Here is a 25543-nt window from a genome sequence, read left to right on the forward strand (position 1 = left end):
TTTTTCTACTAGCATACCAAAAAGAATGAGAAAAAACTAGGACTTTCGAGAAATTCTCGTCCTAGTTTTAGCGGTGATGAATATGTTCGAATGTTTTTTGCAAAATATCGACAACATGTTTGTCATCTAGACTATAAAGCATCGTTTTTCCTTGTCGTTCAGATTTAATGATGCGATTGTCTTTCAATAGTTTCAGCTGATGAGAAACCGCTGATTGTTCCATATGTACTTCTTCTGCGATCGAGGTCACATTTCTTTCGCCTTCTTGTAAAGACAGCAAGATCTTTAAGCGGGTTGGATCACTCAGCATTTTGAACATTTGTGTCACTTGCTGGATTTCCTCTGATTGCGGGGTTGTCATAGGCGGTAGCCTCACTTTCTTGTAGCATTTTAGCGCGCCGCAGCTATTTTTGTCAAATTGAATATCAAAGCACCCAGAAATAGCTTCCTGGGTGCTTTGGTCTTATTCACCGGTAATTTCTTCGATCGCAGCTTGCAAATCAGCAATTTTTTGTGCCGCATCTGCATCAGACGCACCTTTGACCCCAATATAAAACTTGATCTTCGGTTCAGTTCCAGAAGGACGAACAGCGATCCAGCTTTCATCTTCTAATGTATATTTCAATACGTCAGAAGGCGGTGTAGTCATTTTTTGCATATGACCATCTAAGCCTACGCGGGTCAATAATTTAAAGTCTTCTGTTTGCACAACAGCAGTACCTGCAAAAACAGACGGTGCTTTCTCACGGAAGGTCTTCATCAAAGCTGCAATTTTTGCGGCACCTTCCATACCACTCATCGTAACCGAAATGGTTTTTTCAGCATAGTAGCCGTATTCCTCGAAAATATCTTGCAAACCATCATACAATGTTTTGCCAGATTGCTTATAAAATGCTGCTACTTCGGCTAAAAGAACCAATGCTTGAATCGCATCTTTATCCCGCACGAAAGGTTTCACTAAATAGCCGTAACTTTCTTCAAAGCCAAACATAAAGGTTTGTGAATGATCTTCTTCATATTGTTGGATTTTTTCGGCGATAAATTTAAAGCCAGTCAGCACATTGAACATCGCCACATCGTAGGATTGAGCGATCGCTGTTGGCAATTCACTTGAAACGATCGATTTCAAGACAGCCGCATTTTCAGGTAAGGTACCGGCATTTTTGCGGGCCTCTAAAATATAACGAATCATCAAGGCGCCGATTTGATTTCCAGTCAATACTTGATAGTTGCCATCGGGCATTTTGACAGCAGCCCCTAAACGGTCGGCATCAGGGTCGGTAGCGATCAACAGATCAGCCCCTTCTTTTTCACCTAATGCGATGGCGTATTCAAATGCCGAATGTTCTTCGGGATTTGGTGATTTAACGGTACTAAAATCAGGATCAGGTTCCCCTTGTGTCGGCTCGATCACAAATTGTTCAAAGCCAGCTTGGGTCAAGGCTCTTTCACCCAACATTCGTCCAGTTCCATGTAATGGTGTATAAACTAATTTTAAATCTTTGCCAGTTGAAGCGATCAATGTTTGATCGATCGTGACACTTTTGATTTCCTCTAAATAAGCTTCATCGATCTCAGATCCGATGATATGGATCAAATCACTGGTTTTGGCCTCAGCTTCAGAAAGCACTTGGATCGATAATGGATCATCGATCTCACGCACGAACGCTGTCAATGCATCTGCATCGGCTGGCGGCATTTGACCGCCGTCCTCGCCATAGACTTTGTAGCCGTTGTAAGCTGCTGGGTTGTGGGAAGCCGTGATCATAATTCCAGTAAAGGTTTTCAAATAACGCACCGCAAATGACAACTCCGGTGTTGGGCGCAAGCTTTCAAAAACATACGCGGGAATATCATGCTGCGCCAATGTACGGGCTGCTTCCATCGCAAATTCTGGTGAGAAATGACGAGAATCGTAGGCGATCGCGACACCTCTTGCTTTGGTTTGTGCATCTTGGGTATCCATAAAACGAGCCAATCCTTCTGTGGCTTGACGAATCGTGTAGATATTCATCCGATTGATCCCTGGCCCTAAGATCCCACGCATGCCTGCTGTGCCGAATTCAAGAGGCATATAAAACGCATCTTCCAACATCTCAGGATCTTGCTCTAACTCAGTAAGTTGGTTTTTCAACGTTTCATCTAAATATTGACTAGATTTCCATTGTTTATAAGTTTGTTCCCATGACATAAAACAACCGCTCCTTTTTCTTTCAATCACTTTAAAAATAGTATAACACTACTTTAATCATTCGCAAAGAATAACCCTATACAAAATAAAACAAGCTGCTATCAAAACCGCAGGGGTTTTAAAAATAACAGCTTGTTGTTCTTTCTATTGAACGGTCTCGATATCTTTTTGGCTTTCGATAAAGTCGAAGACTTGTTGTCCCGCGATACTGCCATCACCAACAGCTGTGGTGATTTGACGTAATCCTTTTTCTCTGACATCGCCGACAGCATAGACACCTGGAATCGCCGTTTCCATTTGATCATTCGTCAAGATCCAGCCAGCTTCATTGGTGATATTGCTAGCTTTGAAAGGTTCAGTCAACGGATCTAAGCCGACATAAATAAAGACGCCGCCAGCCGCTTCTTCCGTGACTTCACCAGTCTGAACATTTTTGATTTGGACGCCAGTAACGACCATATCATTGCCTAGGATTTCTTCTACGACAGAATCCCAAATAAATGTCACTTTTTCATTGGCAAAAGCCCGATCTTGAATGATCTTTTGCGCCCGCAATTCATCACGACGGTGAACGATTGTGACTTCAGAAGCAAATTGCGTAAGGTAAATAGCTTCTTCAACAGCAGAGTCACCACCGCCAACAACGATCAAGCGTTTGTTGCGGAAAAACGCGCCATCACAAACAGCACAGTAAGAAACCCCGCGTCCAGCAAATTCTTCTTCGCCTTTCACGCCTAATTTTCTATGTACACAACCAGTCGCAATAATGACGGTTTTTCCTTGATAGGTTTTGTCTTCTGTCACCACTTCTTTGAATGAACCTTGGTCATTGATTCCTTGCACGATCCCATATGCATTTTCTACGCCAAATTTAATGGCTCCTTCATACATTTTAAAAGCCAGTTCTGGGCCCATGATCGATTCAAATCCAGGATAATTCTCGACTTCTGCAGTATTATTCATTTGACCGCCAGGCGCGCCTCTTTCAATCATCAAGACCGATAAGTTCGATCGTGATGCATATAGTGCTGCAGTCATCCCTGCAGGACCTGCACCAATGATAATTACATCATACATACTATTCCCTCCATTTCGGACTACCCATACTTTACTGTCTAATGCAAATTCTTTCAACTGATTTGCTTACAAAAAATAATAAGATATTCCGGTATTTTCTTTTGAAAATTACATTGACTTTATTTTCAAATTTTGTAAAATTTTCACGATACATCTATTATATAGAAAATAAGGAGTCCTTACAATTGAATAAGAAAAAACTTTTAGGCATGTCTGACCGCGAGCTCCTCTTCTTGAGTTGGCCGATTTTCGTTGAATTATTCTTACGGGTCGTCATCGGCAATGTCAACGTCTGGATGATCTCGCATTATTCCGAACCCGCTGTTGCTGCTGTTAGTGCTGCCAATCAACTATTAAATTTAACTGTCTTTATTTATGGCTTTATTACCGTTGGTACCCAAATCATCATCGCCCAACTCATCGGTGCCAAGCAACGAAACAAAATTCCCACAGTAATCAATACTGCCTTATTCGGCTCTTTGTTTCTAGGGATCTTGATCAGTTTGATGTTCATCTTTGGTTCCACCTATTTGTTGCGCTTTATGGGACTGGAAACAGCGCTTGTTGATCTAGGCCGCGGCTATTTGCAAGTCTATGGCGGCAGTTTGTTTATATCTTCCTTAACTGCTGTGATCATCGCTGTCATGCGCAGCCATAGCTTCACGAAACCAGCCCTGTTGGTGCCCATGTTTGCCAGTATTCTAGCCGTCATCGGCAACTATTTCGTTTTGTATAGTCCATTTGGCCTGCCAAACTTTGGTGTCACTGGCTTGGCATTTTCAAGTGTTTTCGGCAATACGATTGGCCTGCTCATTGCTGCTTATCTATTAAAAAAACACGTGAATTTCTCCGTCCTATCCGCGCATTGGAAACACGCCTCTTGGCCAATGATGAAAAACATTTTGACCTATGGACTGCCATCTTCTGGTGAATCATTGTCTTATCAAGGTGCCCAAGTCGTTGTGACCATGATCGTTGCGCAATTGGGTTCCAGCGTCTTGATCGCTAAATCATATGTCACCGCGATCACTCAGTTCGTCTATTTGATTGCTTCTGCATTAAGTCAAGGGAACCAAATCATGATCGGTCGGAATGTCGGTGCTGGAGAATTTGACCGCGCCCATAAACGGGGCATGCGGACAATGGTGATCGGTATCATCGCCTCTGTCTTGATCTGTCTATTGACCTATGTCTTTATCGAACCCATCATGGGGATCTTCACAACCAATCAAGAAGTGATCGAGATCGCCAAAGGCGTGTTCTTGGTTGAGATCGTTTTAGAAACCGCACGGGCTGTCAATATGATCTTGGTTGGCTCACTGAACGCCAGCGGCGATGTCAAATTCCCATTGATCTGCAGCTTAGTGGTTCTCTGGATCATTAGCCTGCCCTTCTCCTACTCACTAGCGATCGTTTTCAAATTCGGTCTGATTGGTGTGTGGATCGCTTATGCCATCGATGAAGCCCTGCGCAGCATCTTGATGATCTATCGTTGGCACTCAGGGGTTTGGAAGACAAAATCGGTGGTTCATCCCAAAGAACCTGAAACCAACGTACTTTCAGAAATCTAAAAACTTTTGCTGCAGCTTGTTCCCCGGCTGCAGTTTTTTTCATGTCTCGAAAGAACAACCCTTGGGCCAAGAAGTATCTTTGGTGATTTTCCCTTAATTGACTTATACTTATGTCAACGACAGATTCATAAAGGAGATTTTTTCTATGTCAATCTATGATTTTACTGTAACCAATGAACAAGGTGAATCGTATCCATTATCACGCTATCAAGGCCAACCGCTGATCATCGTCAATACCGCCACCAAGTGCGGATTGAGCCCCCAATTCAAAGACTTGCAGGCGCTTTATGATACCTACAAAGCACAAGGCTTGATGATTCTTGGTTTTCCATCTGATCAGTTCAAGCAAGAACTATCTTCAGCCGGTGAAGCGGCAGAAGCCTGCCGCACCACTTATGGGGTTGATTTCCCGATGCACCAACTTACCGTCATCAACGGCAAACAAGCCGATCCATTATTTCAGTATCTCGAAGAAGAAGCGCCAGGTACACTAGGCAAAGCCATCAAGTGGAACTTTACCAAGTTTCTGGTGGACCGCCAAGGCCAAGTCGTGGAACGCTTTGCACCAAAGACCAATCCGATGAAGATGACAGAGAGTATTGAGAAAGTTCTTTAAAAGTTTTTAAAAAAACTGCGCCGAATAAACCCTATCCCGTTTTTCTGTAGGAATAACCCGGCTGGATGACAATGTATATACTTGGAATGAGGTGCTTACATTGGATTTGTTACCGATAAAAAAATGGGGAAATAGTAACGGACTTCTATTACCAAAGTACATCATGGATTATTTTGATCTGCATACAGACGATAAAGTAAAATTGACGCAAGAAGAAGTCAATGGAAAAAAAACGGTTAATTCTCGAACCAGTCTTATTAGAAAAAGACCTGACTATTGAAGAGTTATTTGCAGATTATAACGGAGAAAGACATCATGTAGATATCCAGCAACTGGGTGAAGCAACAGGTCATGAAAAATGGTGAGTATTCCTCGTCAAGGTGATATCTTATTGTTAAATACAGCGCCCCGAGCTGGTCACGAGCAAACTGAAAAAAGACCATATATTGTTTTAAGTCATGATATAATAGCAGATTATATCAATGTGGTCGTCGTCGCCCCGATTTCAAGTACTGACAGAGACTATCCATTATACATCGAAATCCCTTTAAATTTCGGCATGAAAACTAAAGGAAAAGTCTTATTAGACCAAATAACGACGATCGATTATGAGGCAAGAAAATGTATCTTCCTTGAAAAAACACATGCTCAACTGGTTGATGAATGTTTGAAGAAAGCTAGAGCGGTATTCCAAAAGGTATAGAGATAAATATTCACCCATGCATGAGCTGAAAGCGAAGATAACCACTAAAAATGAAACAGCATGATCACTTTTCCATAGATGATCATGCTGTCTTTTATTTTGTCTTATATTTCTTTTTTCGAGACTTTTTAACAAAGTGACTGAGGACGTAAAGAACCATTCCTATACCGATAGCAAAGTAATACTGATTCATCGAATCGGACAACGTTCTACAAAAAGTTAAGATAGACATATTAATATTAGTTACAGATGGAATGATTCAAAAAAACCGGAGAAAGACTACACATAGTAGAAAAACTGTGAATCATCATATTCAGTTACATGCAGCAATAGAAAATTAAAAAAATTTTTAATTAGCATTTTCTCCTCATAAAAAAACGGCAATTCCTAATCCATCAAGGACCACAGGAACTGCCGTTATCTGTTTAATTATTCGATAAGTCTTCACCGTTCGATGCAATTACTTGTTTGTACCAATCAAATGATTTTTTCTTCGTCCGTTTCAAGGTGCCGTTGCCTTCATTGTCACGGTCGACATAGATGAAGCCATAACGTTTTTTCATTTCACCTGTTCCAGCAGAAACCAAATCAATACAGCCCCATGTAGTATAGCCCAGCAAATCAACACCGTCTTCTTCGACAGCTGCTTTCATGGCATCGATATGTTCAGCTAAATATTGGATCCGGTAATCGTCTTCTACATAGCCATCTGCATCTGGTGTATCCACTGCACCTAAGCCATTTTCAACGATGAACAATGGTTTTTGGTAGCGGTCATAGATGTCATTCATCGTGATCCGCAATCCTAGTGGATCGATTTGCCAGCCCCATTCGCTTGCATCCAAATAAGGGTTCTTCACAGATGCGAAGATGTTGCCTGCAGTTTGTTCCAATAATTCAGCATCAGTTGTTGAAACCCGTGATGAATAGTAAGAGAAGGAAATAAAATCAACTGTGTGGGCTTTCAATAATTCTAAGTCGCCTTCTTCCATTTGGATCTCAATGCCGTTGCGGGCCATTTCTTTCAATGCATATTGTGGGTATTCACCACGAGATTGTACATCAATAAAGAAATAGTTTTCGCGGTCTGCCTGACGAGATGCCCAAACATCTTCTGGTTTGCTTGTATATGGATAGTACGCACCCGCTGCTAACATACAGCCGACTTGGTTTTCAGGATCCACTTCATGGGCAATCTTTGTTGCGATCGCAGAAGCCAACAATTCGTGGTGAGCTGCTTGATATTTGACTTGTTCCACGTTGTCGCCTTCTTCGAAGTACAGACCTGCACCCATGAATGGTGCGTGCAAGATCATGTTGATTTCGTTGAATGTCAACCAGTATTTAACAAGACCTTTGTAGCGGTTGAAGATAACGTTACATAGATTTTCATAGAAGCCAACAAGTTCACGAGAGCGCCATGCACCGTATTTCTCAACTAAATGCATTGGGCAATCGAAGTGGGTGATCGTTACCAAAGGTTCGATCCCATATTTATGACATTCTTTAAATAGATCTTCATAGAATTTCAAGCCATCTTCATTTGGTTCTGTTTCATCGCCTAATGGGAAAATTCTGCTCCATGCGATCGATAAGCGGTATGTCTTGAAGCCCATTTCGCCGAAGAGCGCGATATCTTCTTTGTAGCGATTGTACATATCGATTGCTTCTTTGGCTGGATAGAAGTGTTCATCATCAAAATCGAACATTTTCATCTGTCCAGTGATCACTGGAAAACGATCTTCGCCGATCGGCACGACATCCACGTTTGCTAAACCGCGGCCGCCTTCTTGATATCCGCCTTCACATTGATTGGCAGCTGTTGCGCCGCCCCATAAAAAGTCTTTTCTAAATCCCATTTGTTCATTCCTGCTTTCTGTCTATTTTACGAGCGCACGGTCTAGATCCCGTGCTACTTCATCTTGTACTTCAATGCCTTCTTTTTCTAAACGATCAATCGTTGCTTTGAAATTCGGCAAATGTGCTTTATGGGCAATGAATAATTCATCCATGACCCGTTTCGCTGTTTCGCCAGAAGGGACTAAAGGATTGATTGTGAATGCTTGCAGCGCCGTATTGTAATCACCGGTCACGGCTGCTTCGATCGTTAATAATTCCATCGCTTTCATCACTTGCAGCCAGCCTTTTTCTGCAGTTGGCAATTCGCCAAAGGCAACATTACGGGCACCTTGACCACCGACATACGCAGTGACTTCCACTACACAATCTGCTGGTAGATCTGGTACTGCTCCTTCATTTTTGGTCGAAACCACGATTTGTGTATTTTTATTGGCATAAATAGATGCAATCGTTTCACAGGCAGCATCTGAGTAATAGGCCCCACCACGTTTTTGTAATTGTTCTGGTTTGTGATCCAACTCAGGATCTTTATACAATTCAAACAATTCAGCTTCAGTTTGTTTGACCTGTTGTGCCCGGGTACCGATAGTCTTGTATTCTTCCAAAGCGTGATTCAGCATTTCTTCTTGGCGGTAGTAATAACGGTGATAGCCGCAAGGAATCATCTTCATTTGTTCTAATTGCTCACGATAGAACGGTACATCGAAAATATTTTTTGGCAAACCATTGTCTTCTTCATACATTTTGTCAATGATGTCCATCGTTACGTCATTGCCGTGATTATCCGCAACTTTATGCCAGTGGAAGTGATTCAAGCCGGCAAATTTGTAAATCAATTCATCTGGTTCTTTGCCGATCAATGCTGGTTCGATCATCGTGGCCATAACAGGCACATTACAAAGACCAATGACTTTGTCCCATTTGCCATAACGGACGATGGCTTCTGTTACCATACCACTTGGGTTGGCAAAGTTGATCAACCATGCATTTGGACATAAGCGTTTCATATCTTCGACGATGTCCAAAATGATTGGAATCGTGCGGAAGGCTTTGAACATGCCGCCAGGTCCGTTGGTTTCTTGTCCGATCATGCCATAATATGCTGGGATCCGCTCATCTTTGACACGTGCATTCAGCAAACCGACACGAAATTGTGTTGTGACGAAGTCTGCATCTTTCAATGCTTCTTCCCGATCTAATGTCATATGGATTGTGACATCATAAGGTGAAGCATCCCACATCCGTTGCGCCATCTTGCCAACGATTTCTAATTTTTCTTTTCCTGCTTCGATATCCACCAGCCAAATTTCACGTACTGGCAACTCATCATAGCGTTTGATAAAACCTTCCATTAACTCCGGAGTATAACTGCTGCCGCCGCCGATTGTTGCGATCTTGATTCCTTTAGTCATTCTATTGCTCCTTTGCTGTTTTATTTACATTCTTATTATCATTTATAAAAAGCATGATTTCAATGTAAATAGCGATCTTTGAAAAAGCGTTTGCAAAAACTTGCTATTCTAGCCGATATTTTGTAAAATTTGTTTACAAGTGAATATATGTCAAGTGTTTAAAGGTTTGACACCACGGAACACTTTATATTTACCGCTATATAAAACAGTATAATTATTTACATAAAAAAATATTATTTGTAAAAAAAGGAGAAACAATGTTATTACGAGAAAAAATGCGCCAAATCAAACTAGCTCCTGCCGAACGTTCCTTGATTGATTATTTGCTTGATCATCCGTCAACCATGTTTGACCAAACCATCAAAGAATTATCTGAAAAAACCTATGTCCATCCTTCCACATTTATTCGGATCGCCAAAAAACTAGGTTTTGATGGCTGGGTCGACTTAAAGAAAGCCTTTAACGAAGAGCAAACGTATATGAATAGTCACTTTACCGATGTGGATGCGAATTTCCCTTTCAGCTCACATGATGGTATCATGACGATTGCCAAGAAAATCGCCAAATTAGAACAAACAACCATTGAAGATACCCTATCGCTGATTCATCACGATGATCTCCAAAAAGCCAAACAAATCCTGCTGAATGCTTCCGTCATCAAAATTTTTGGCAGCAATGCCAATACGTTGATCTCACAAGATTTCGTGTTGAAAATGCGCCGTCTAGGCAAAGCAGCGATCGTTTGCGATACCTTTGGTGAAAGTGCCTATGAAGCATCCAACTGTTCGAAGGACACAGCAGTGATCTTGATTTCCTACACCGGCGAGAACAAAATGACCAAAGTCGTTGCCGATATCCTAGCGAAAAAACAAATCCCTATGATCGGCATGACTAGTATCGGGGAAAATACGCTGGCCAAAACCAGTGATTGTGTCTTGAACATTACCACCCGAGAAAGACTGTATTCCAAAATCGCCAATTTCACCATCAATACGTCGATCTGCTACTTACTGGATTTATTGTATGGGGTCGTTTTTTCTGAGCATTACGAAAAAAATCTGCAACACTTGATCGATATCGGTATGGCTTACGACAAGCGACCAACATCTTCAACAATTATCGCCGAGCCGGATTATGATGAAAATCTCTTCTATAAAGACTCTTTATTTCCTAATTAAACAAACCGCTTGGTCAACGAGACCAAGCGGTTTAGGTTTGTGGGAGGACACTTGTCAGAATACCTCCAACAACATTCAATCGATCAAGGATGCGTCAAAAAATGCATCAAGTGAAAGATTTTTCACATCAGAATTCTCCTCTACATTCACTGGAGTTTTTGTAAAAAGATATTTTAGCGTTTTGTATTGATTAAAATAATCTGCTCGATCTTTTAAAACGTCTATCGTTTTAGTGACTTTGAATGAATTTCTCCAATTGCATTCGCCAACTAGCAACGCATTGCCAGTCACAGATGCAACAACGATGTCAAGTTCCTGTACATTCCCTTTCTTATCTCTTCCCCACCACTTACCAAATGACTTAGCAATAAACGGCAATTTCCCATGACCATTCAATCTACGAAGAAACTGAAGTGTCACTTCTTCAAAAATAGGTCCGATAAAATCCGGTAAAGCCTCTAATGCTAAAGAGAAGTATATGTCCCCATTTCCACGTTCTATTTCAGACCTGACAGAAAAGATATAGCGATACCAAAATGCGATGAAGTTTTCAGTGATTTGATAATGGCTTGTCTTACCCTTCAAGGGATTTGAACCAAACGGAATCACGCGTTCAATATAATTGAGATCTTGTAAAGTGATCAGATATTTTGAAATCAAACTACTTTCTAATTTCGTAAATCCTGCAATTTCGCCTAAAGTATTTGAACCACTTGCAATAGCTTGGAGCACAGCATTGTAGTTGGCGGGCTCTCTAAATTCTTGTTTCATTAACAAGACACCTTCATTATTCAAGTAGCCGCTAATCTCAAAATAAAGTTCGCGAAGATTCTCCTCAAAAGGCAAATCCGGATCTATCAGCGAAAGATAGTACGGGGTTCCTCCGATACAAGCATAATACTTTATTTTTTCTTCATTGCTTACATTGGGATAAAATCGCGCCGCATCATAATAGTCTAGTGGGTTGATTTTCAATTGTCCTGTTCTTCTTCCAAATAACGGACTCTTTTCCCCCAGCACTTGGTTTTCCATGAAACTCATTGATGAACCGCATAATATAAAGAAAATATTCGTATCCTTAAATGAATAATCAATGACATGCTGCAAAATCGAGTTAAGTGATTTATTGGCTGATGCCGCGTAAGGATATTCGTCAATAACTATGACCAAATGCTTATCACCTAACTGCTCTTTGATAATACTGAAAAAACTATGCCAATCATCAACCGAAGGAAAATGATCAATGCCAAGTTTTTCACCTAATAATCGAGAAAATTTCTGCAGATTAAGAGAATCATTCACCTCTTCTGCTGGAAGATACAAGGCATTCTTGTCTTTAATAAACTCATTCAATAAGAACGTCTTCCCAATGCGACGACAACCATAAACTACAGCCATTTGAAAACTTTTTTCTTATACATTCTCTCAAGCGATTCGAGTTCTTTTTCTCTTCCTAGAAACATATCAACCCTCCATTCATTTTACTACTTATGATTATTATAATCTAAAGTAGTAAAATTACAAAGGACGCCTCTCCAATTCACCACAAGTATTTTTTCTAACATTTATTTATCGATTCTTTATTTCCTAATTAAACAAACAAGGCGTGATACATGTATCCACATCGAGTGACTACAACCAAACCAAATACTTCTTTTCTTTATAAGTCCAATCAATAACGATACACGCTTTTATTGTAGAATATCTTCTAACATTTAATGAAATTTTTGCTTATCTGGTTTACCCTTTTTGATATAGTCATAGATACTTTTTACAATTAATGACATAATCAAGATTATATAAAAAATATTGCGGTACAAATTTTGATCATATTTTAGAAATATTAAAGCTAATATAAAAACAATGACTAAAATTATATGATAAATTTTAAATTTAGAAATTTTCACGATAGCTCACCCTCTTTTTTATTGCCATTCAAATCCCCATGGCATTGAAGTCCCACTATATGTCATGCCAGGTACGAATATGGTAGTATGAATCATCATACTGCAGAAACTCTTTTTTTCGTTAAGCGTGTCTCGTTAAAGTTCATTTTCGTTCATGTTATTTTTTTAAACTTTTTAAAAGATAATTAGAAAGTGCATATGATATCAGAAGAAGAATTACCCAATAAATCATACTTAGTATAGCTCCAACTACACTAACAGGAAAAGCTGAAGCTAAGAAAGGTGAAATAATTCTGTCTAAAGCCAAAAATATAATGATCGTTAGAATTCCTATTTTCATACATAAAACTCCAATTCAATAAATTAACAATGTCAACTACACACTTAATATTATTACATAAGCATGAACACTCAAATAAATTTTCAGACATAAAAATACCTTACTTTTATATATATAATACTATCACAACAAATATGAAAAAATTTAAAAGGTAATGAAAGTTCTTCCGTCTTTTGCTTTACTTCTATAATTAATGTGTTTCGTTATGGTTGCTCTACATAATTTTTCATTGATCACACACTAGCTTATTGTTATGTACATCCTTACATTGATCAGTTACTTTTATTCCTCTGAACGTATTCCGATGGGATTGAGTCAGCAACAGTATCAGCATTTGCCTGTTGTACCGATAAACTCAGAAACGGTAATATTAACGATACAAGACCTAACAAAACACAAAAACTTTTTCTAAATTTCTTTCTATCCATCATACTTTATTCTCCATTATTTGTTAGTTATATACGTGTAGATAGTTCTTAAAATGATGCCTGCTAACAATCCAATAAAACCAATCAATATATTCTTACGCGTCTCTTTCTTCAAACAATCACATCCAAACTATAAAATATCTTTTAGATCAGCTACTTTCAATTACTCACTGTCAAAGTCTACAGTTTCATCATTGCCAGATTCTTCAAATTTAATTAAAGTAGGCGTATATTTGACCTCAAAATTATTCAGGAAATTGATTACTTCAATTTCCTCCGTAAGCCCTTCAACATAAAAATAAAAAATCGTTTCTTCCATTTCTAAAGCAGCTTGATAGAGTGTTGGAACAAATATTTGACAATATTGACAACTTTCTCGCCCTATATATACAAGAAATCTATCACTATTACTATCGTGGGTGATCTTAAGGTTCGTTTTGCATCCATGTAATATTGTCATAGTAAAAACAACAACAATAAAAAAACAAGAATATTTTGAATTCTGAAAACGCTTAACTTATTCTAGTGATTTTATTTAAACAAATCATTATCCCTCCTAGCCTAAAAAATATATTTCAAGAGTAACACATTAAATTTAGCGCTTCCAATAGGATTACTATACATATTTAATGTAACGTATCACTAATTTATTTACAAATAAAACCATTATCAATTTTAACCATATTTTAATTTATTGTAAGTTCAAAATTACGGAAAAGCGGATATATCAGTTGTATATACTTTTAAAAAAACATAAAAACAGGTTAAAAAATTCATATTAATTATTGTGGTTCTAGAATTTATGGAACTGATGAATCAGAATTGATTCTTCAGTCCATTTTCAGGTTTGGTATTAAAAAACATATCGTTCTCTAGTATGATTAAATCACCGCAAAATAAACAGTGGATCCACAGTGAAAGACTGCTATGGTAAAACAATAATTGTAAGAAATGGGAAGAAAAAACTACTGTACGTTTTGATGAATATATCCATATGCCGATGGTAATACATAAAAAAAAGCAGCACTACAAATGTAAAATTGTGAAACCTATTGGACTGCACAATCTTACTTTGTTCTTCCAAAGCATTCTATTGCAAATCTTTTAATTGAAGCGAAATAACATAAAAACCAAAACAGATTTGTTCTCATCTGTTTTGGTTTCACTTAAATCTATTCCATCAGTCATTATTGACAAAGAGCTCTTTTTTCCTAATTAAACAAACCGCTTGGTCAACAAGACCAAGCGGTTTAGGCTTATACTAGAGCGGTGATCAAATCATCTGAACATACGACTTCTTTTTTGTCAGATTCGATAATATCTAAATAATCACCTGTATTTGTCACGAGAACAGGCGTTTCGATCGTGTAACCGGCTTGAACAAGTGCATCTTTATCGAATGAGAGCAATTTCTGTCCCCGTACAACCTTTTCGCCTTGTTGGACATGAGCTTCAAAATATTCACCATTCAACTGCACGGTATCTAGACCGACATGAATCAATAATTCCAATCCATTTTCCGAAACCAAGCCAATAGCATGTTTTGAGGGAAACAACGTCATCACTGTTCCATCAAATGGTGCGACAACTTCGCCTTTGGTAGGATGGATCAAGATGCCTTTACCTAATATTCCTTGCGCAAAAGCTTCATCTTGCGCACTGCTCAACGGTGCGATGGTGCCTTCAATTGGTGAAGTGATCACTTCTTTGCGAACTGTCATTGCAGGTTGTCCTTCGACAGCTTCTTCAACAGTATCGTCTTTCCAAAAGGCCATCGTCAAACCAAAGCCAATGGCAGCCGCCAATAAAATAGCCATGACAGAAATCCACATGCCCCCTGCATCACCTTCTGGCGTAATATAGTTGAATATACCAAAGACACCCAATCCTCCTGATGTATAAGCTGTTGCGCCATTGATCATCAAGAATGCACCTGAAATTCCGCCGCCGATCATGGAGAAAACAAATGGCGTTTTTTTCGGCAAGGTGATGCCGTAGATGGCAGGTTCTGTCACACCGAAGATGCCGGAAATGATTGCAGGCGGACACAATGATTTCATTTTTTTGTCCTTCAATTTAAAGTACATAGCCAATACAACAGCGGTTTGGGCAAAACTAGCCCCAAAAGTTCCGGCCAATATTTGACTAAATCCAAACTGGGTGATTTGCATGATATGCAACGGAACGACTGACCAATGCAAACCAAAAATGACCAATACCTGCCAGAAGAAACCGAGGAGTAATCCATAAACGACTGGTGAAAAGTCCATCAATCCTTGGAATCCTGCACTTAACAAATCTGTCAGCATACTAATAACCGGACCAATCACCAAAAAACCGACCGGCAACGAAATCAACAAAACCATAAATGGCACGACAAACGTTTGAATAACTGGTGGAATGATTTTTTTAGCCAAACGTTGAATTTGCGCAGCAAAGGCAACAATAAAGATAATTGGTACTACACTACTTGTATACGTTGCGCCTACCCAAGGGATACCCAAGAAAGTCTCATATGCAGGCAAACCGAGTAAACTATATGGTGCGGCTGCACCTTCCGCAGCCGTTGCAGTAAATGCTGCTTGCAAAGCACTACCTTGAATCGTTGGATAACATAATGCTGAACCTATGACAATGCCCACCATTGGATTTAAGCGGAATTTCTTCGCAGAGGTATACCCCAAAATGACCGGCATAAACATGAAGATCGAATCACCGATCGCGTTCAACATGACATACGTCCCTGAAGTTGTTGTGTAATCAAAGACACCCATTGTGCCGATAAAGATCAATAACGCATTGAGCCCTTTGATCATCCCCGCCGCACACAAGGCACCTAAAAAGGGTTGGAAACAACCACTTAGAATATCGATCAATCGGTTGAATAAGTTCCCGCCGGAAGCTGTTTCCTCACTATCTCCACTAATACCTGCTACATCGATCACTTCTCCATAGACGTCTGGTACATGATTGCCGATCACGACTTGATACTGACCGCCGCTTTTCATGACCGTTACCACGCCGTCCATATTTTTCAAGACTTCATCTTGTGCTATACTTTCGTCCTTCAATTTGAAACGCAACCGTGTGATACAGTGGGTCAAACTATTGATATTGTCTTTCCCGCCGACATTTTTTACGATTTTTTCTGCTAACTCTTGATATTTTCCCATTTTGATTTCCTCCAATTGATTTGATTGAAGGTTTAGCCAACTGAATGTCACTATCCAAGGGGTTTACACAATATTCAATTTGCGCTCACTAGATGAACGCACTTCTCCTTTCTACTTTATTTCAGCGATTCTTTTGCACCAACCGGGCAATATGAATCGTTAAATACATTTGTTCATCGCTAGACATTTGATATACATACTTTTTTAACAAAAAGGTATTGATTTTTTGTACGCACTGAAACGCATTATGGTATTTTTGTCTGACCATCGCCAATAATTCTTCATCTGTTTCATCTCGATGTTGTGTCTGATTTAACATTCTGGATACGAAAAAACGTAAATGTGTCGTAAAACGATAAAAGTAAACGGAATCTTCATCAAATGTCGTTTTGAAAAAATATTTGACGATGTTGATGATTTCTTGCATCGTTTGCGTTAGTGCGGCAATATTTCCTTGATCCTCATTCTCCGTCTGGGCGTTGACCAGATGCAATGCAACAAAGCCAGCTTCATCATCAGGCAAGTCTACACCATACATGTCGCCAATTTTTTCGATCGTTTTTTGTCCAACACGATATTCGTCAGGAAAGAACCGCTTGATATCCCATAACAGAACATTTTTGACCGTGACCCCATTCTTCGCTCTTTCGATCGCACTGTGCATATGATCTGTCAAGGAAATGTAGATGGTGTCATTGATGGGTGAGGTCAGTTCCCCTCGTGCATACTCGATGATTTGATTTGACAACTCCAGGTATTCAACAGGCAGGTCAGCTACCAACTCTTGGAATTGATTCAAAACGATGGGGTTATCTAAGCGGTATACTTTGTCCACTGTCTCTTCGGGAATCCGGTCACCCACTTTCTTCTTGAAAGCAATGCCACGCCCCATCACGATCATTTCATTTTCATCAGCATCACTAGTGATCACAACATTATTGTTTAACACTTTATTGATGATCATGGCGTTCCTCCACTCTATCACTTCGTTCAAACTTGAATATACACATAAAAAAAACCCATGAAAGCAACAAAAACAATGCCGCTTCATCAGGTTTAGCTTGCTTCTTTCAGCAATCACTATCCATTAGAACCATCTCTCAACTTCATGATAGCAAATAAAGAAAACGCTGTCAATCGAGATTCTGATATTTTATTTTCCGATTTTTTATAAACAAAAGTGTCGTGACATCAGGTAGTTACGTAGCTTTTGCTATTGTTTTGTTTAACATTATTTAGATTATTTCAAAGGTTTCAATTGGAACTATTTACTCTAATTTCTTTTTTTGTCAGTTCCACTAATATCATAGTTTACACTAATTTTTGTAGTTACGCCGCCATTTTTATTTCCACCAGAACTATCAGTTGTAGTAATGGTTCCATCTGATATTTCAATAAATACTTAATAGGTTTAGTTAGATTGGTTTCATCATTAAAACTACTCAGCTGGAATTATTTCAATAAATATTTTGTTGGAGATACATCCCTGACATTTAACTGTATTTTCTCTCCAGTTTGATCATTAATCAACTAAGCAACTGCTTCAGGAGGGCTATTTCACTGAAACCTTGGTAAACTTACGATGTAAAGAGGAGTTTCGCTAACAGCTTCCTATAGCACCGTTTAATACGGAGGACAGTTTTTTTAATTAATAGTTAAAAAATAATCGTCCATCGATTAAAGTTGACGGTTATTTCTTTGAATTCTTTTTTCGTTTCTTTTTGCTTTTATGCATAGAAGAACGAGTGTTTATAATCGTATATGCTAGTTTCACGCATGTTTCGATTAAACCAATGAAGGCTAATAAAAAAGGCGCTATTGCTAACAAAATGCCAATTATATCCGCATTTTATAAAAGGCTACTCCTTTCTTCAGATATAGATAGTACATTCATAATGCACCACCTCACTTTCAAAAACAAACCACCGTCACAAACTTTACTGTAAACATATTATGCATAGCCCATGCTAAAAACCTAGAATTACAAAGGTTTTTATCACTTTTTTTATATCCAAATTCAAGCTAAATATTTGTTACGTCAGTCGCTCCAGACACCACCAATCTTCAGAAACCATTTTGCTGTCACAACCCGAAATGATCGATAGACTGTTCGCTTTCTGATATATCTTGATCTATGAGAGTATACATAGAATGGATTGCATTGTAATCTCTTTCACAAATTTAATTCTAGAGTTATAATATAGAAAAGGAGATTAAACTATGACGAAAATATGTTTTATGCTAACTTCAAATTCTGGTATAGGAACAACTACAATATTCGCTACTCATGCTAGACGTAATATAGATGATTTATTAGCTTATTTTTCTGAATATTATAATGTAAAAGCTAATTACCCAGAAGATAAAGATACTGTCGATATACTTGTTATCCCAGATTCCTTTGGCGCATTCATTAATGAACGCAATCTACCTGTTATTAAGGTACCTACAATTTTATTTTTAGAGAGAGACTTTGAGAAAATCAAGATTTATATTGATAACTATTTTTTGGAAATTTCAAAAAATAAAATTCAGATAGACAAAATATAATGCATTATTTAACAGTAACTCTATTCAATGTCTCAGCATTTTCCATTGTTCACTCAGTTTCTTCATGTGCATGAAAGGTATTTCAAGCACATGATGGATTAAGAATACCGAGATAATGGTTGGTTAAATTTCGGAACAATGGTGGTACTTAGAGCTTTTTTACGAATGAAAAGCTATCCTTTTTTCCCTCCACGTTCCAGCCGCCTCCACCACTTAAGAGGGCAATAAATATAGACGTGCAAGGCACGTCTATAGAGTGAAAGGTTGATATTTCACTGAAATCTTGCTATACTAATTATGTAAAGAGGAGTTGCGCTAACAACTCCCCTACAGCACCATTTAAGACGGTGGCGACATTAGTTATATATAAAAAATAACCGCTGACTCGCTAAAGCTGACGGTTATTTTTTTTTGTCATTTTTCACTGCTGTTAGGATGCCAAAGATGATCGTCACGATTAATGAACCGAAACTCATCATTAGCCCTAATGCTTCAGCTACAGACAAAAGGCTTCTCCTTTCTAAAGAGTCAGTACTTACTTTCATAAGCACCACCACCTTTCAAAAGATAGCCACCGTCACAAACTTTACTGTACTAAAATTATACCATAACACACGCTAAAAACCTAAATTTATCAAGGTTTTTAGCGTTTTTTTATCAACATTATTCAAAAAAAAACCTTGTTCCTTCAGTTGCTCCAGACACCGCCAATGCTCTATTAGAAGCCGTGTTTTTGACTCACTCCGAAACAATTGATAGAAAAAATCAGCAGCATTATGAAGAGATTTCTTGTTATTTAAATGACGAACTGCCCTTACACTTCACTCGCTTGCAACCGGTACATATCTGCATACAAACCTTCTTGCTGCAGCAATGCATCATGATTGCCCCGCTCCACGATCGTGCCTTTATCTAGCACCAGAATCAGTTCAGCATCCTTGATCGTTGATAAACGATGGGCAATGGCGATCGTGGTTCGTCCTTGACGCATATTAGCCAATCCTTCTTGGATCAAGCCTTCTGTTTCTGTGTCGATATTGGCAGTAGCTTCATCTAGGACCAACACTTTTGGTTCAGTCACCATGGTGCGGGCAAAGGAGATCAACTGTCGTTGTCCGCTTGAATAGCTGGCACCACGTTCGATGACTTTGGCATGATATTTGCCAGGCAGTTTTTGAATGAAAGGATCTGCTTGAACAAATTTGGCTGCTGCTTCGATTTGTTCATCTGAGATAGCCGTATTCAACAGCCGTATATTATCTGCAATATCCCCGTAAAACATAAAGGCATCTTGCAACACTAATCCGACTTTCTGACGCAATTCTTCCATGCTAAAGGCACGGATATCGTGATCATCGATCAAGATTTGGCCTTCACCAAACTCATAAAAGCGCATCAAGACATTGATGATCGAGCTTTTCCCACTGCCAGTATGGCCTACTAATGCAACGGTTTGTCCTGGATAGGCAATGAATGAGATATGGTTCAAGACATTGTGTTTGCCATCATAAGAAAAACTGACATCCCTAAATTCGATTTTACCATTGCTGATCGTCTGATGGGCATTCGGTAGCTGTTGCGGCGCAAATTCTTCATTGTCCATGATTTTCAAAATCCGACTGCCTGCGACCATGCCGTCAGTAAAGACACTCAAGAAATCCATCATTTGCGTCATCGGATTAAAGAACCCTTGGATGTACGTCGTAAAGGCAAAGATCAAGCCGACTTCTACAGGGGACTCAAGAGCATCAAAACCAAAAACAGATAACGACAATGCGATCGCTAATGCATACAATAAACTGATGATTGGTGACAATAGCAAGGCATTGGTACGGATCATTGCAAATCTGGTTTTTAAATAATCATCATTGGTGGCTTCAAATTCCTCATTCAAACGTGCTTCCTGACGAAATTGCTGAATGATCTGCATCCCTGAGATCGATTCATTCAATTTGGTATTCAACTGGCTCAGTTTCTCCCGCATTTGGCGATAAATCCGCGAACTAAATTTTTGATAGTACCAAATCACGATCATTAAAATCGGCAAGAAGAGCAAATTCAGCAAAGCGATTTTCCCATTGATTTTGAACATCGCGGCAAAGGATGAAAGGACAGCAAAAATGCCCGTCAATACCATTAAAAAGACATACCAAAATTCATACAGGGTTTCCGTGTCATTGCTGACCCGTGACACGATTGATCCGGCGGGTGTCTGATCAAAGTAGCGCATCCCTAATGTGTGTAATTTCTCAAATAATTTGGTGCGGACATATTGATAAGTCTTCAAAGACCCCATTGAATAGAGGAACCATTGAAAGAACCAAATCAACGCTTTGACCACCACGCCAAAGAAATACAAGCCCGCAAAGAAATAAATGACTTGCTGTGTTGCAGTTTGATTGGTGAGGTAATCATCCATAAACGTTTGAATGATCAAAGGCAGCAAAATATTGACAACAGACAGCAGCAAGGCAAAAAAGATGGCCGCATAAAACGTTTTGCGGAAGGGTTTCGCAAAAACGAACATCCGCTTGATGATCGTCTTTTGTTCTTTGAAAGGAATCGATTTACTCCATTCTGATTCTTGCATTATGCTTCACTCCCTTCGATTTTGGCTTCTAATTGCTGTTTGTCCCACATTTTTTTGTACCAGCCATTGGCTGCCAATAAAGATGCATGCGTCCCTCTTTCGCTGATTCGACCTTGATCGATGACCAATATTTCCTGTGCATGTTTGACACTGCTGAGGCGATGGGCAGCAATGATCGTTGTTTTATCTTGACGATACGTTTTGAGTTGTTCGAGGATCGCTTCTTCTGTTTTGGCGTCCACTGCTGAAAGTGCATCATCTAGAATCAACAATTCCGGATCCGTGATCAACGCTCGGGCGATCGACAGTCGTTGTTTTTGGCCGCCTGATAAGGAAACCCCTCGCTCGCCGACCATGGTGTCATAGCCTTCAGGAAATTGCTGGATATCCTCATGTACAGCTGCCAAAGTTGCGGCATGATCGACTTGTTCTTGGCTAGCACGAGGTACCGCAAACCGGATATTGTCGCGAATCGTCATTGAAAAGAGGAAATGATCTTGCGGTACATAGCCGATCGAACCCAATAGGGCATTCAATGAATAGTCTTTGGTACTGATGCCGCCAAAAGCAATGCTGCCTTGATAGGAATCATACTCTCGCAACAGTAATTTCATCAATGTCGTCTTCCCAGCACCAGTTTTGCCGACGATGCCTAATGTATCACCTTGGGCCAATTGAAACTGGATATCGGTCAAAGCGAAATCATCTTCAGCATAGTGAAAATCCTGAAGTACAACTTCGATATTCCCTTTCGCCGGTGCAGTGATAGCATGCTCGGCTTCTATGATATGACTTTTCGCAGCCAATAGTTCCGCCACACGATCATAGCTGGCATTCCCGCGCTCTAAGACATTGAATAAACGGCCAATCGCAAACATCGGCCAAACCAGCATGCCAATATAGCTGATGAATGAAACCAACTGACCAATCGTAATTGTGCCATCCATGACATAATGCCCACCAACAATAATCGTCAAGACGTAGGAAATACCAATGATGACTGTAATGAAAGGATCAAAAAGGGCATCCAGTAAATTCACTTTGCGATTTTTCACGATGGCATGATCGATTTTATCTTGGAAATCAGCCAAATCTTCCGCCTCTTGTCCAAAGGTTTTGATGACTTTCATGCCTGTGATACTCTCTTGGGCTTTGTCATTGATAGACGAAAAGGCTTCTTGTGAATCGCGAAATGCATCGTGCAGTTTACTTCCTAGTACCCGAGCCATCACTGCCAAAAATGGCAGTGGCAACAAAGCAATCAAGGTCAAGCGCCAATCAATGAAGAGCACCATCGCAATGATCGTCGCGCCACCGGAAATGAACGAATCGGCAAACGTCAAAATACCTGCACCAGCAACATTTTGGATCGCATTCAAATCATTGGTCGCATGGGCCATCAAATCCCCCGTCCGATGCTTTTGATAGAAAGTATGATCCATCTTGGTAAAATGTGTGAATAGCTGGCGACGCAAGCTTTTTTCTAAACGCGCAGCACTTCCCCAAATATGCGTCCGCCATATAAAGCGAAAGACATACTGGGCGATCGCAGAAAGGACTAAAATCATCACCCAAAAGAAAATCCGCTGCATTGAAATATCTTGATCAGCGATTTCATCGATAATGATCCCAATGACTTTTGGCGGTGCCAACTGAACGATGGCCACTAAGACCAACGCTGAGACCCCTAACATATAATGTTTTTTTTCTTCTTTAAAGAACCACCCTAGTTTTCTAAATATTGACATAACACTCTCCATTTCTCCCGTTGCACGATGTTCAAAATCGTGCCATTTTTCCGAAAATTCCCACACAAATCCGTTCAAATATTAGACCCAATGACTGGCGTGACCAACCTGAACACACGCAAAAACGAGCTGATAAAAAATCAGCCCGTTTTCGATAAAAACCTATTTTTGGTTTTTCATTTGCTGCATCATTTGACGAATCTTCTTCTCAGAAGGTTTTTGGCCCATTGACATCATCATTGAACGAAGCATATCCTCATTAACGGGAGGATTTTTCTTTAAATAATCTTGCATATATCTGCGCGCCAAAAAGAAGCCGCCTACAGCGCCCAATAAAAGTGCGACAACTGCGATCACAATCACGATTCCTACATTCATCTGAAATCTCTCCTTTCTCTTGTACTCTCAATGAATCATTTTACTAGAAAAAAATCTAAAAAGGAAGAGAGAAAGCAGGATTTATCCAAAAACTTTCTCTCCTGACATCAGTTTAATGCGACATCTCTCTTGTTAAACAACCAATTTGTTAAAAGATAGATCAAACAACTATACACTAGCAAGCTGCCAGCCATTTCCCAGTAGCCCAATCCAGTGCTGATGTCCATTGACCATTGCGGGTTGCCTAAAAGTGTTGGGATCGCCCCGCGGATATTCATCATATTGAATGGATTCCATTTCAACCATGGGTATTTTTCAAGGGCAAGCAACATCAATGAATTGATGATACTACTGCCAAATAGCACACCCACACCTAAACCGACAGCCAAGCTTTGCGAACGGATAACAGCAGAAATGAACATCGTCAGCGCCGCATAAAATAAAATCAACAATAAATTGGTCACAGCATAGACCAACGCCACAACGAGTGCTGGTAACCCATTGAAGTCTGTCGCTGCCAATGGTGATTCCGCTCTAAGAAAAAGATTGCTGGCGGCCAAACTGCTGAGCAGCAAACAAACTGTACCTAAACTAGCAAATAAGATGATATTGATGGCTTTGACCGCCAATATTTGTGTTCTCTTGTATGGACGGATCAATAAAAATTTGATCGTTCCTCTTGTAAATTCTTCTGCTACTGAAGAAGCAGCCACGATGACTACGATCAGATTCAAAAATGAAGTCATTTCACTTAATGAAACAAATAGGTCATTGGCCTTCATATCTCCACTGCCGATCCGCACAACATACGTCAGCGCAAACGTGAGCAGCACCAATAGACCCAGCATGATCCACGTTGATTTCTTTTTAGCCAATTTCAGCCATTCATTTTCAATCAATGTCAACATATCAAAGCCCCCCTTCTTCAGTCCACGCCAAGAAGGTATCTTCTAAGGAGGAATGCTGAAGTTTCATTTCTAATAAACCTATCTGGTGTTTGACGATCAATACCGCAATATCTTTACGGATATCATCTACTAACGACACACGTAAACCATCGGCCTGGTGTGTGACTTCCAATTGCAGCTGTTCCCTGAGCAATGATTCGACCAACGCATCATTGTCGGTTTTGATCATTAATTGATTGTGGCTTTCTTTCAAGTCTGTCATCGCTACTTGATGGGTGATTTTGCCTTTTTGAACAATGATCAAATGATCAGCAATTTGTTCAATGTCACTAAGCTGGTGACTAGAAACAAGCACTGATACACCTTGGTCCCGCAACTGATGAAGCATCTCGCGAAATTCCCGCATCCCTTTCGGATCAAGCCCGTTCATCGGTTCATCTAAGACCAATAAATCGGGTTGATGGATCAACGCTTGCGCAACGCCTAAACGCTGGCGCATGCCAAGAGAGTATGTTTTGACTTTTTGATGGATATGATTGTCTAAATGGACCTGAGCGATCAAGGCATCTAGTTCTGCTGTAGAGCCTCGCTTGATAGCCATCCGTTGGTATTGTTGTAAATTCTCATACCCGGTCATATAATTATAGAACTCTGGATTCTCCACGATCGCACCAACAGACGCAATCGCTTGTTTGAAATCGCCATCTAATGAATGGCCCATGATGGTGATCGTACCCGTATTATGCTTCATCAGGCCAACGATCATACGTATCAGGGTCGTTTTCCCCGCCCCGTTCGGTCCCAGTAAGCCAACGATCTGGCCTGCTTCTACTGTAAAAGAGGCTTGATCAATAATCCGTTTCGTGCCAATCATTTTGGAAACATCCTGTAACATCAATACTTCAGTCATGTT

Annotated in this window: 21 protein-coding genes and 2 pseudogenes; 7 read left to right on the forward strand and 16 right to left on the reverse strand. The window is 39.8% G+C overall.

Going from position 1 to position 25543, the window contains the following annotated elements; translation table 11 throughout:
- Positions 1 to 67: 67 nt before the first annotated feature.
- The 3 genes from ACYVRS_RS05295 to trxB all read right to left on the reverse strand — a co-directional run bounded on the left by ACYVRS_RS05295 (position 68) and on the right by trxB (position 3268).
- Complete coding sequence (locus ACYVRS_RS05295; RefSeq protein ID WP_461202800.1) at positions 68 to 361, reverse strand: ArsR/SmtB family transcription factor; 294 nt, start codon at positions 359 to 361, stop codon at positions 68 to 70.
- A gap of 102 nt (positions 362 to 463) precedes the next feature.
- Positions 464 to 2191: a phospho-sugar mutase gene (locus ACYVRS_RS05300; protein WP_461202802.1), complete on the reverse strand. Its 1728-nt coding sequence runs from the start codon at positions 2189 to 2191 to the stop codon at positions 464 to 466.
- A gap of 144 nt (positions 2192 to 2335) precedes the next feature.
- Positions 2336 to 3268, reverse strand: a complete 933-nt coding sequence (gene trxB, locus ACYVRS_RS05305) for a thioredoxin-disulfide reductase (RefSeq protein ID WP_313539594.1) — start codon at positions 3266 to 3268, stop codon at positions 2336 to 2338.
- Between the two features lie 185 nt (positions 3269 to 3453).
- Here trxB and ACYVRS_RS05310 point away from each other — a divergent pair, with 185 nt between their 5' ends.
- The 4 genes and pseudogenes from ACYVRS_RS05310 to ACYVRS_RS05325 all read left to right on the forward strand — a co-directional run bounded on the left by ACYVRS_RS05310 (position 3454) and on the right by ACYVRS_RS05325 (position 6158).
- Positions 3454 to 4839, forward strand: a complete 1386-nt coding sequence (locus ACYVRS_RS05310; protein ID WP_461202804.1) for an MATE family efflux transporter — start codon at positions 3454 to 3456, stop codon at positions 4837 to 4839.
- Positions 4840 to 4984: 145 nt separating this feature from the next.
- Positions 4985 to 5455, forward strand: coding sequence for a glutathione peroxidase (locus ACYVRS_RS05315; protein ID WP_054116395.1), 471 nt, complete (start codon positions 4985 to 4987; stop codon positions 5453 to 5455).
- Positions 5456 to 5555: 100 nt separating this feature from the next.
- Positions 5556 to 5820, forward strand: a pseudogene (locus ACYVRS_RS05320) (AbrB/MazE/SpoVT family DNA-binding domain-containing protein).
- A complete protein-coding gene (locus ACYVRS_RS05325; protein WP_461202806.1) occupies positions 5814 to 6158 on the forward strand; it encodes a type II toxin-antitoxin system PemK/MazF family toxin in 345 nt (114 codons plus the stop codon). The pseudogene ACYVRS_RS05320 and the gene ACYVRS_RS05325 overlap by 7 nt, the downstream one beginning before the upstream one ends.
- A gap of 425 nt (positions 6159 to 6583) precedes the next feature.
- Here the strand turns inward: ACYVRS_RS05325 and ACYVRS_RS05330 are convergent, their stop codons facing one another.
- Together ACYVRS_RS05330 and ACYVRS_RS05335 are read right to left on the reverse strand one after the other, a co-directional pair.
- Positions 6584 to 8017, reverse strand: a complete 1434-nt coding sequence (locus ACYVRS_RS05330) for a 6-phospho-beta-glucosidase (RefSeq protein WP_054116407.1) — start codon at positions 8015 to 8017, stop codon at positions 6584 to 6586.
- 21 nt (positions 8018 to 8038) lie between these two features.
- Positions 8039 to 9430 carry a 6-phospho-beta-glucosidase gene (locus ACYVRS_RS05335; protein ID WP_054116408.1) on the reverse strand — a complete coding sequence of 464 codons (1392 nt, stop codon included), beginning with the start codon at positions 9428 to 9430 and terminating at the stop codon, positions 8039 to 8041.
- Positions 9431 to 9687: 257 nt separating this feature from the next.
- Between ACYVRS_RS05335 and ACYVRS_RS05340 the strand changes: the two genes are divergently transcribed.
- The gene (locus ACYVRS_RS05340) at positions 9688 to 10608 is read left to right on the forward strand and encodes a MurR/RpiR family transcriptional regulator (protein WP_461202808.1); all 921 of its coding nucleotides are present in this window, start codon (positions 9688 to 9690) and stop codon (positions 10606 to 10608) included.
- A gap of 75 nt (positions 10609 to 10683) precedes the next feature.
- Here ACYVRS_RS05340 and ACYVRS_RS05345 read toward each other — a convergent pair whose 3' ends face one another.
- The 3 genes from ACYVRS_RS05345 to ACYVRS_RS14735 form a co-directional block, all read right to left on the reverse strand.
- A complete protein-coding gene (locus tag ACYVRS_RS05345; protein WP_461202810.1) occupies positions 10684 to 12006 on the reverse strand; it encodes an ATP-binding protein in 1323 nt (440 codons plus the stop codon).
- Between the two features lie 666 nt (positions 12007 to 12672).
- The gene (locus ACYVRS_RS05350; protein ID WP_312497512.1) at positions 12673 to 12855 is read right to left on the reverse strand and encodes a hypothetical protein; all 183 of its coding nucleotides are present in this window, start codon (positions 12853 to 12855) and stop codon (positions 12673 to 12675) included.
- Between the two features lie 591 nt (positions 12856 to 13446).
- Positions 13447 to 13743 (reverse strand): DUF6568 family protein, encoded by a 297-nt coding sequence (locus tag ACYVRS_RS14735; protein ID WP_488193204.1) that lies wholly within the window; start codon positions 13741 to 13743, stop codon positions 13447 to 13449.
- 445 nt (positions 13744 to 14188) lie between these two features.
- Between ACYVRS_RS14735 and ACYVRS_RS05360 the strand changes: the two are divergent.
- A pseudogene (locus tag ACYVRS_RS05360) lies at positions 14189 to 14384 on the forward strand (ISL3 family transposase); the annotation flags it as partial.
- 155 nt (positions 14385 to 14539) lie between these two features.
- Here ACYVRS_RS05360 and ACYVRS_RS05365 read toward each other — a convergent pair.
- The gene (locus ACYVRS_RS05365) at positions 14540 to 16456 is read right to left on the reverse strand and encodes a beta-glucoside-specific PTS transporter subunit IIABC (protein ID WP_461202812.1); all 1917 of its coding nucleotides are present in this window, start codon (positions 16454 to 16456) and stop codon (positions 14540 to 14542) included.
- A gap of 121 nt (positions 16457 to 16577) precedes the next feature.
- Complete coding sequence (licT, locus tag ACYVRS_RS05370; protein WP_313537079.1) at positions 16578 to 17420, reverse strand: BglG family transcription antiterminator LicT; 843 nt, start codon at positions 17418 to 17420, stop codon at positions 16578 to 16580.
- 1256 nt (positions 17421 to 18676) lie between these two features.
- On the opposite strand from licT, the gene ACYVRS_RS05375 reads away from it, so the two are divergent.
- A complete protein-coding gene (locus tag ACYVRS_RS05375; protein WP_461202814.1) occupies positions 18677 to 19006 on the forward strand; it encodes a hypothetical protein in 330 nt (109 codons plus the stop codon).
- A gap of 401 nt (positions 19007 to 19407) precedes the next feature.
- Here the strand turns inward: ACYVRS_RS05375 and ACYVRS_RS05380 are convergent, their stop codons facing one another.
- The 6 genes from ACYVRS_RS05380 to ACYVRS_RS05405 form a co-directional block, all read right to left on the reverse strand.
- Entirely contained in the window at positions 19408 to 19551 is a 144-nt protein-coding gene (locus ACYVRS_RS05380; protein ID WP_312540710.1) for a putative holin-like toxin, read from the reverse strand.
- A gap of 269 nt (positions 19552 to 19820) precedes the next feature.
- Positions 19821 to 21596 (reverse strand): ABC transporter ATP-binding protein, encoded by a 1776-nt coding sequence (locus ACYVRS_RS05385; RefSeq protein WP_461202816.1) that lies wholly within the window; start codon positions 21594 to 21596, stop codon positions 19821 to 19823.
- Complete coding sequence (locus ACYVRS_RS05390) at positions 21596 to 23344, reverse strand: ABC transporter ATP-binding protein (RefSeq protein WP_313537085.1); 1749 nt, start codon at positions 23342 to 23344, stop codon at positions 21596 to 21598. The genes ACYVRS_RS05385 and ACYVRS_RS05390 overlap by 1 nt, the downstream gene beginning before the upstream one ends.
- Before the next feature lie 162 nt (positions 23345 to 23506).
- The gene (locus ACYVRS_RS05395; RefSeq protein WP_054114665.1) at positions 23507 to 23722 is read right to left on the reverse strand and encodes a YneF family protein; all 216 of its coding nucleotides are present in this window, start codon (positions 23720 to 23722) and stop codon (positions 23507 to 23509) included.
- A gap of 107 nt (positions 23723 to 23829) precedes the next feature.
- Complete coding sequence (locus ACYVRS_RS05400; protein ID WP_461202819.1) at positions 23830 to 24630, reverse strand: ABC transporter permease; 801 nt, start codon at positions 24628 to 24630, stop codon at positions 23830 to 23832.
- A 1-nt stretch (position 24631) separates the two neighbouring features.
- Positions 24632 to 25540 carry an ABC transporter ATP-binding protein gene (locus tag ACYVRS_RS05405; protein ID WP_461202821.1) on the reverse strand — a complete coding sequence of 303 codons (909 nt, stop codon included), beginning with the start codon at positions 25538 to 25540 and terminating at the stop codon, positions 24632 to 24634.
- Between the last annotated feature and the right edge of the window lie 3 nt (positions 25541 to 25543).

This window comes from Enterococcus salsurae (assembly GCF_054784955.1).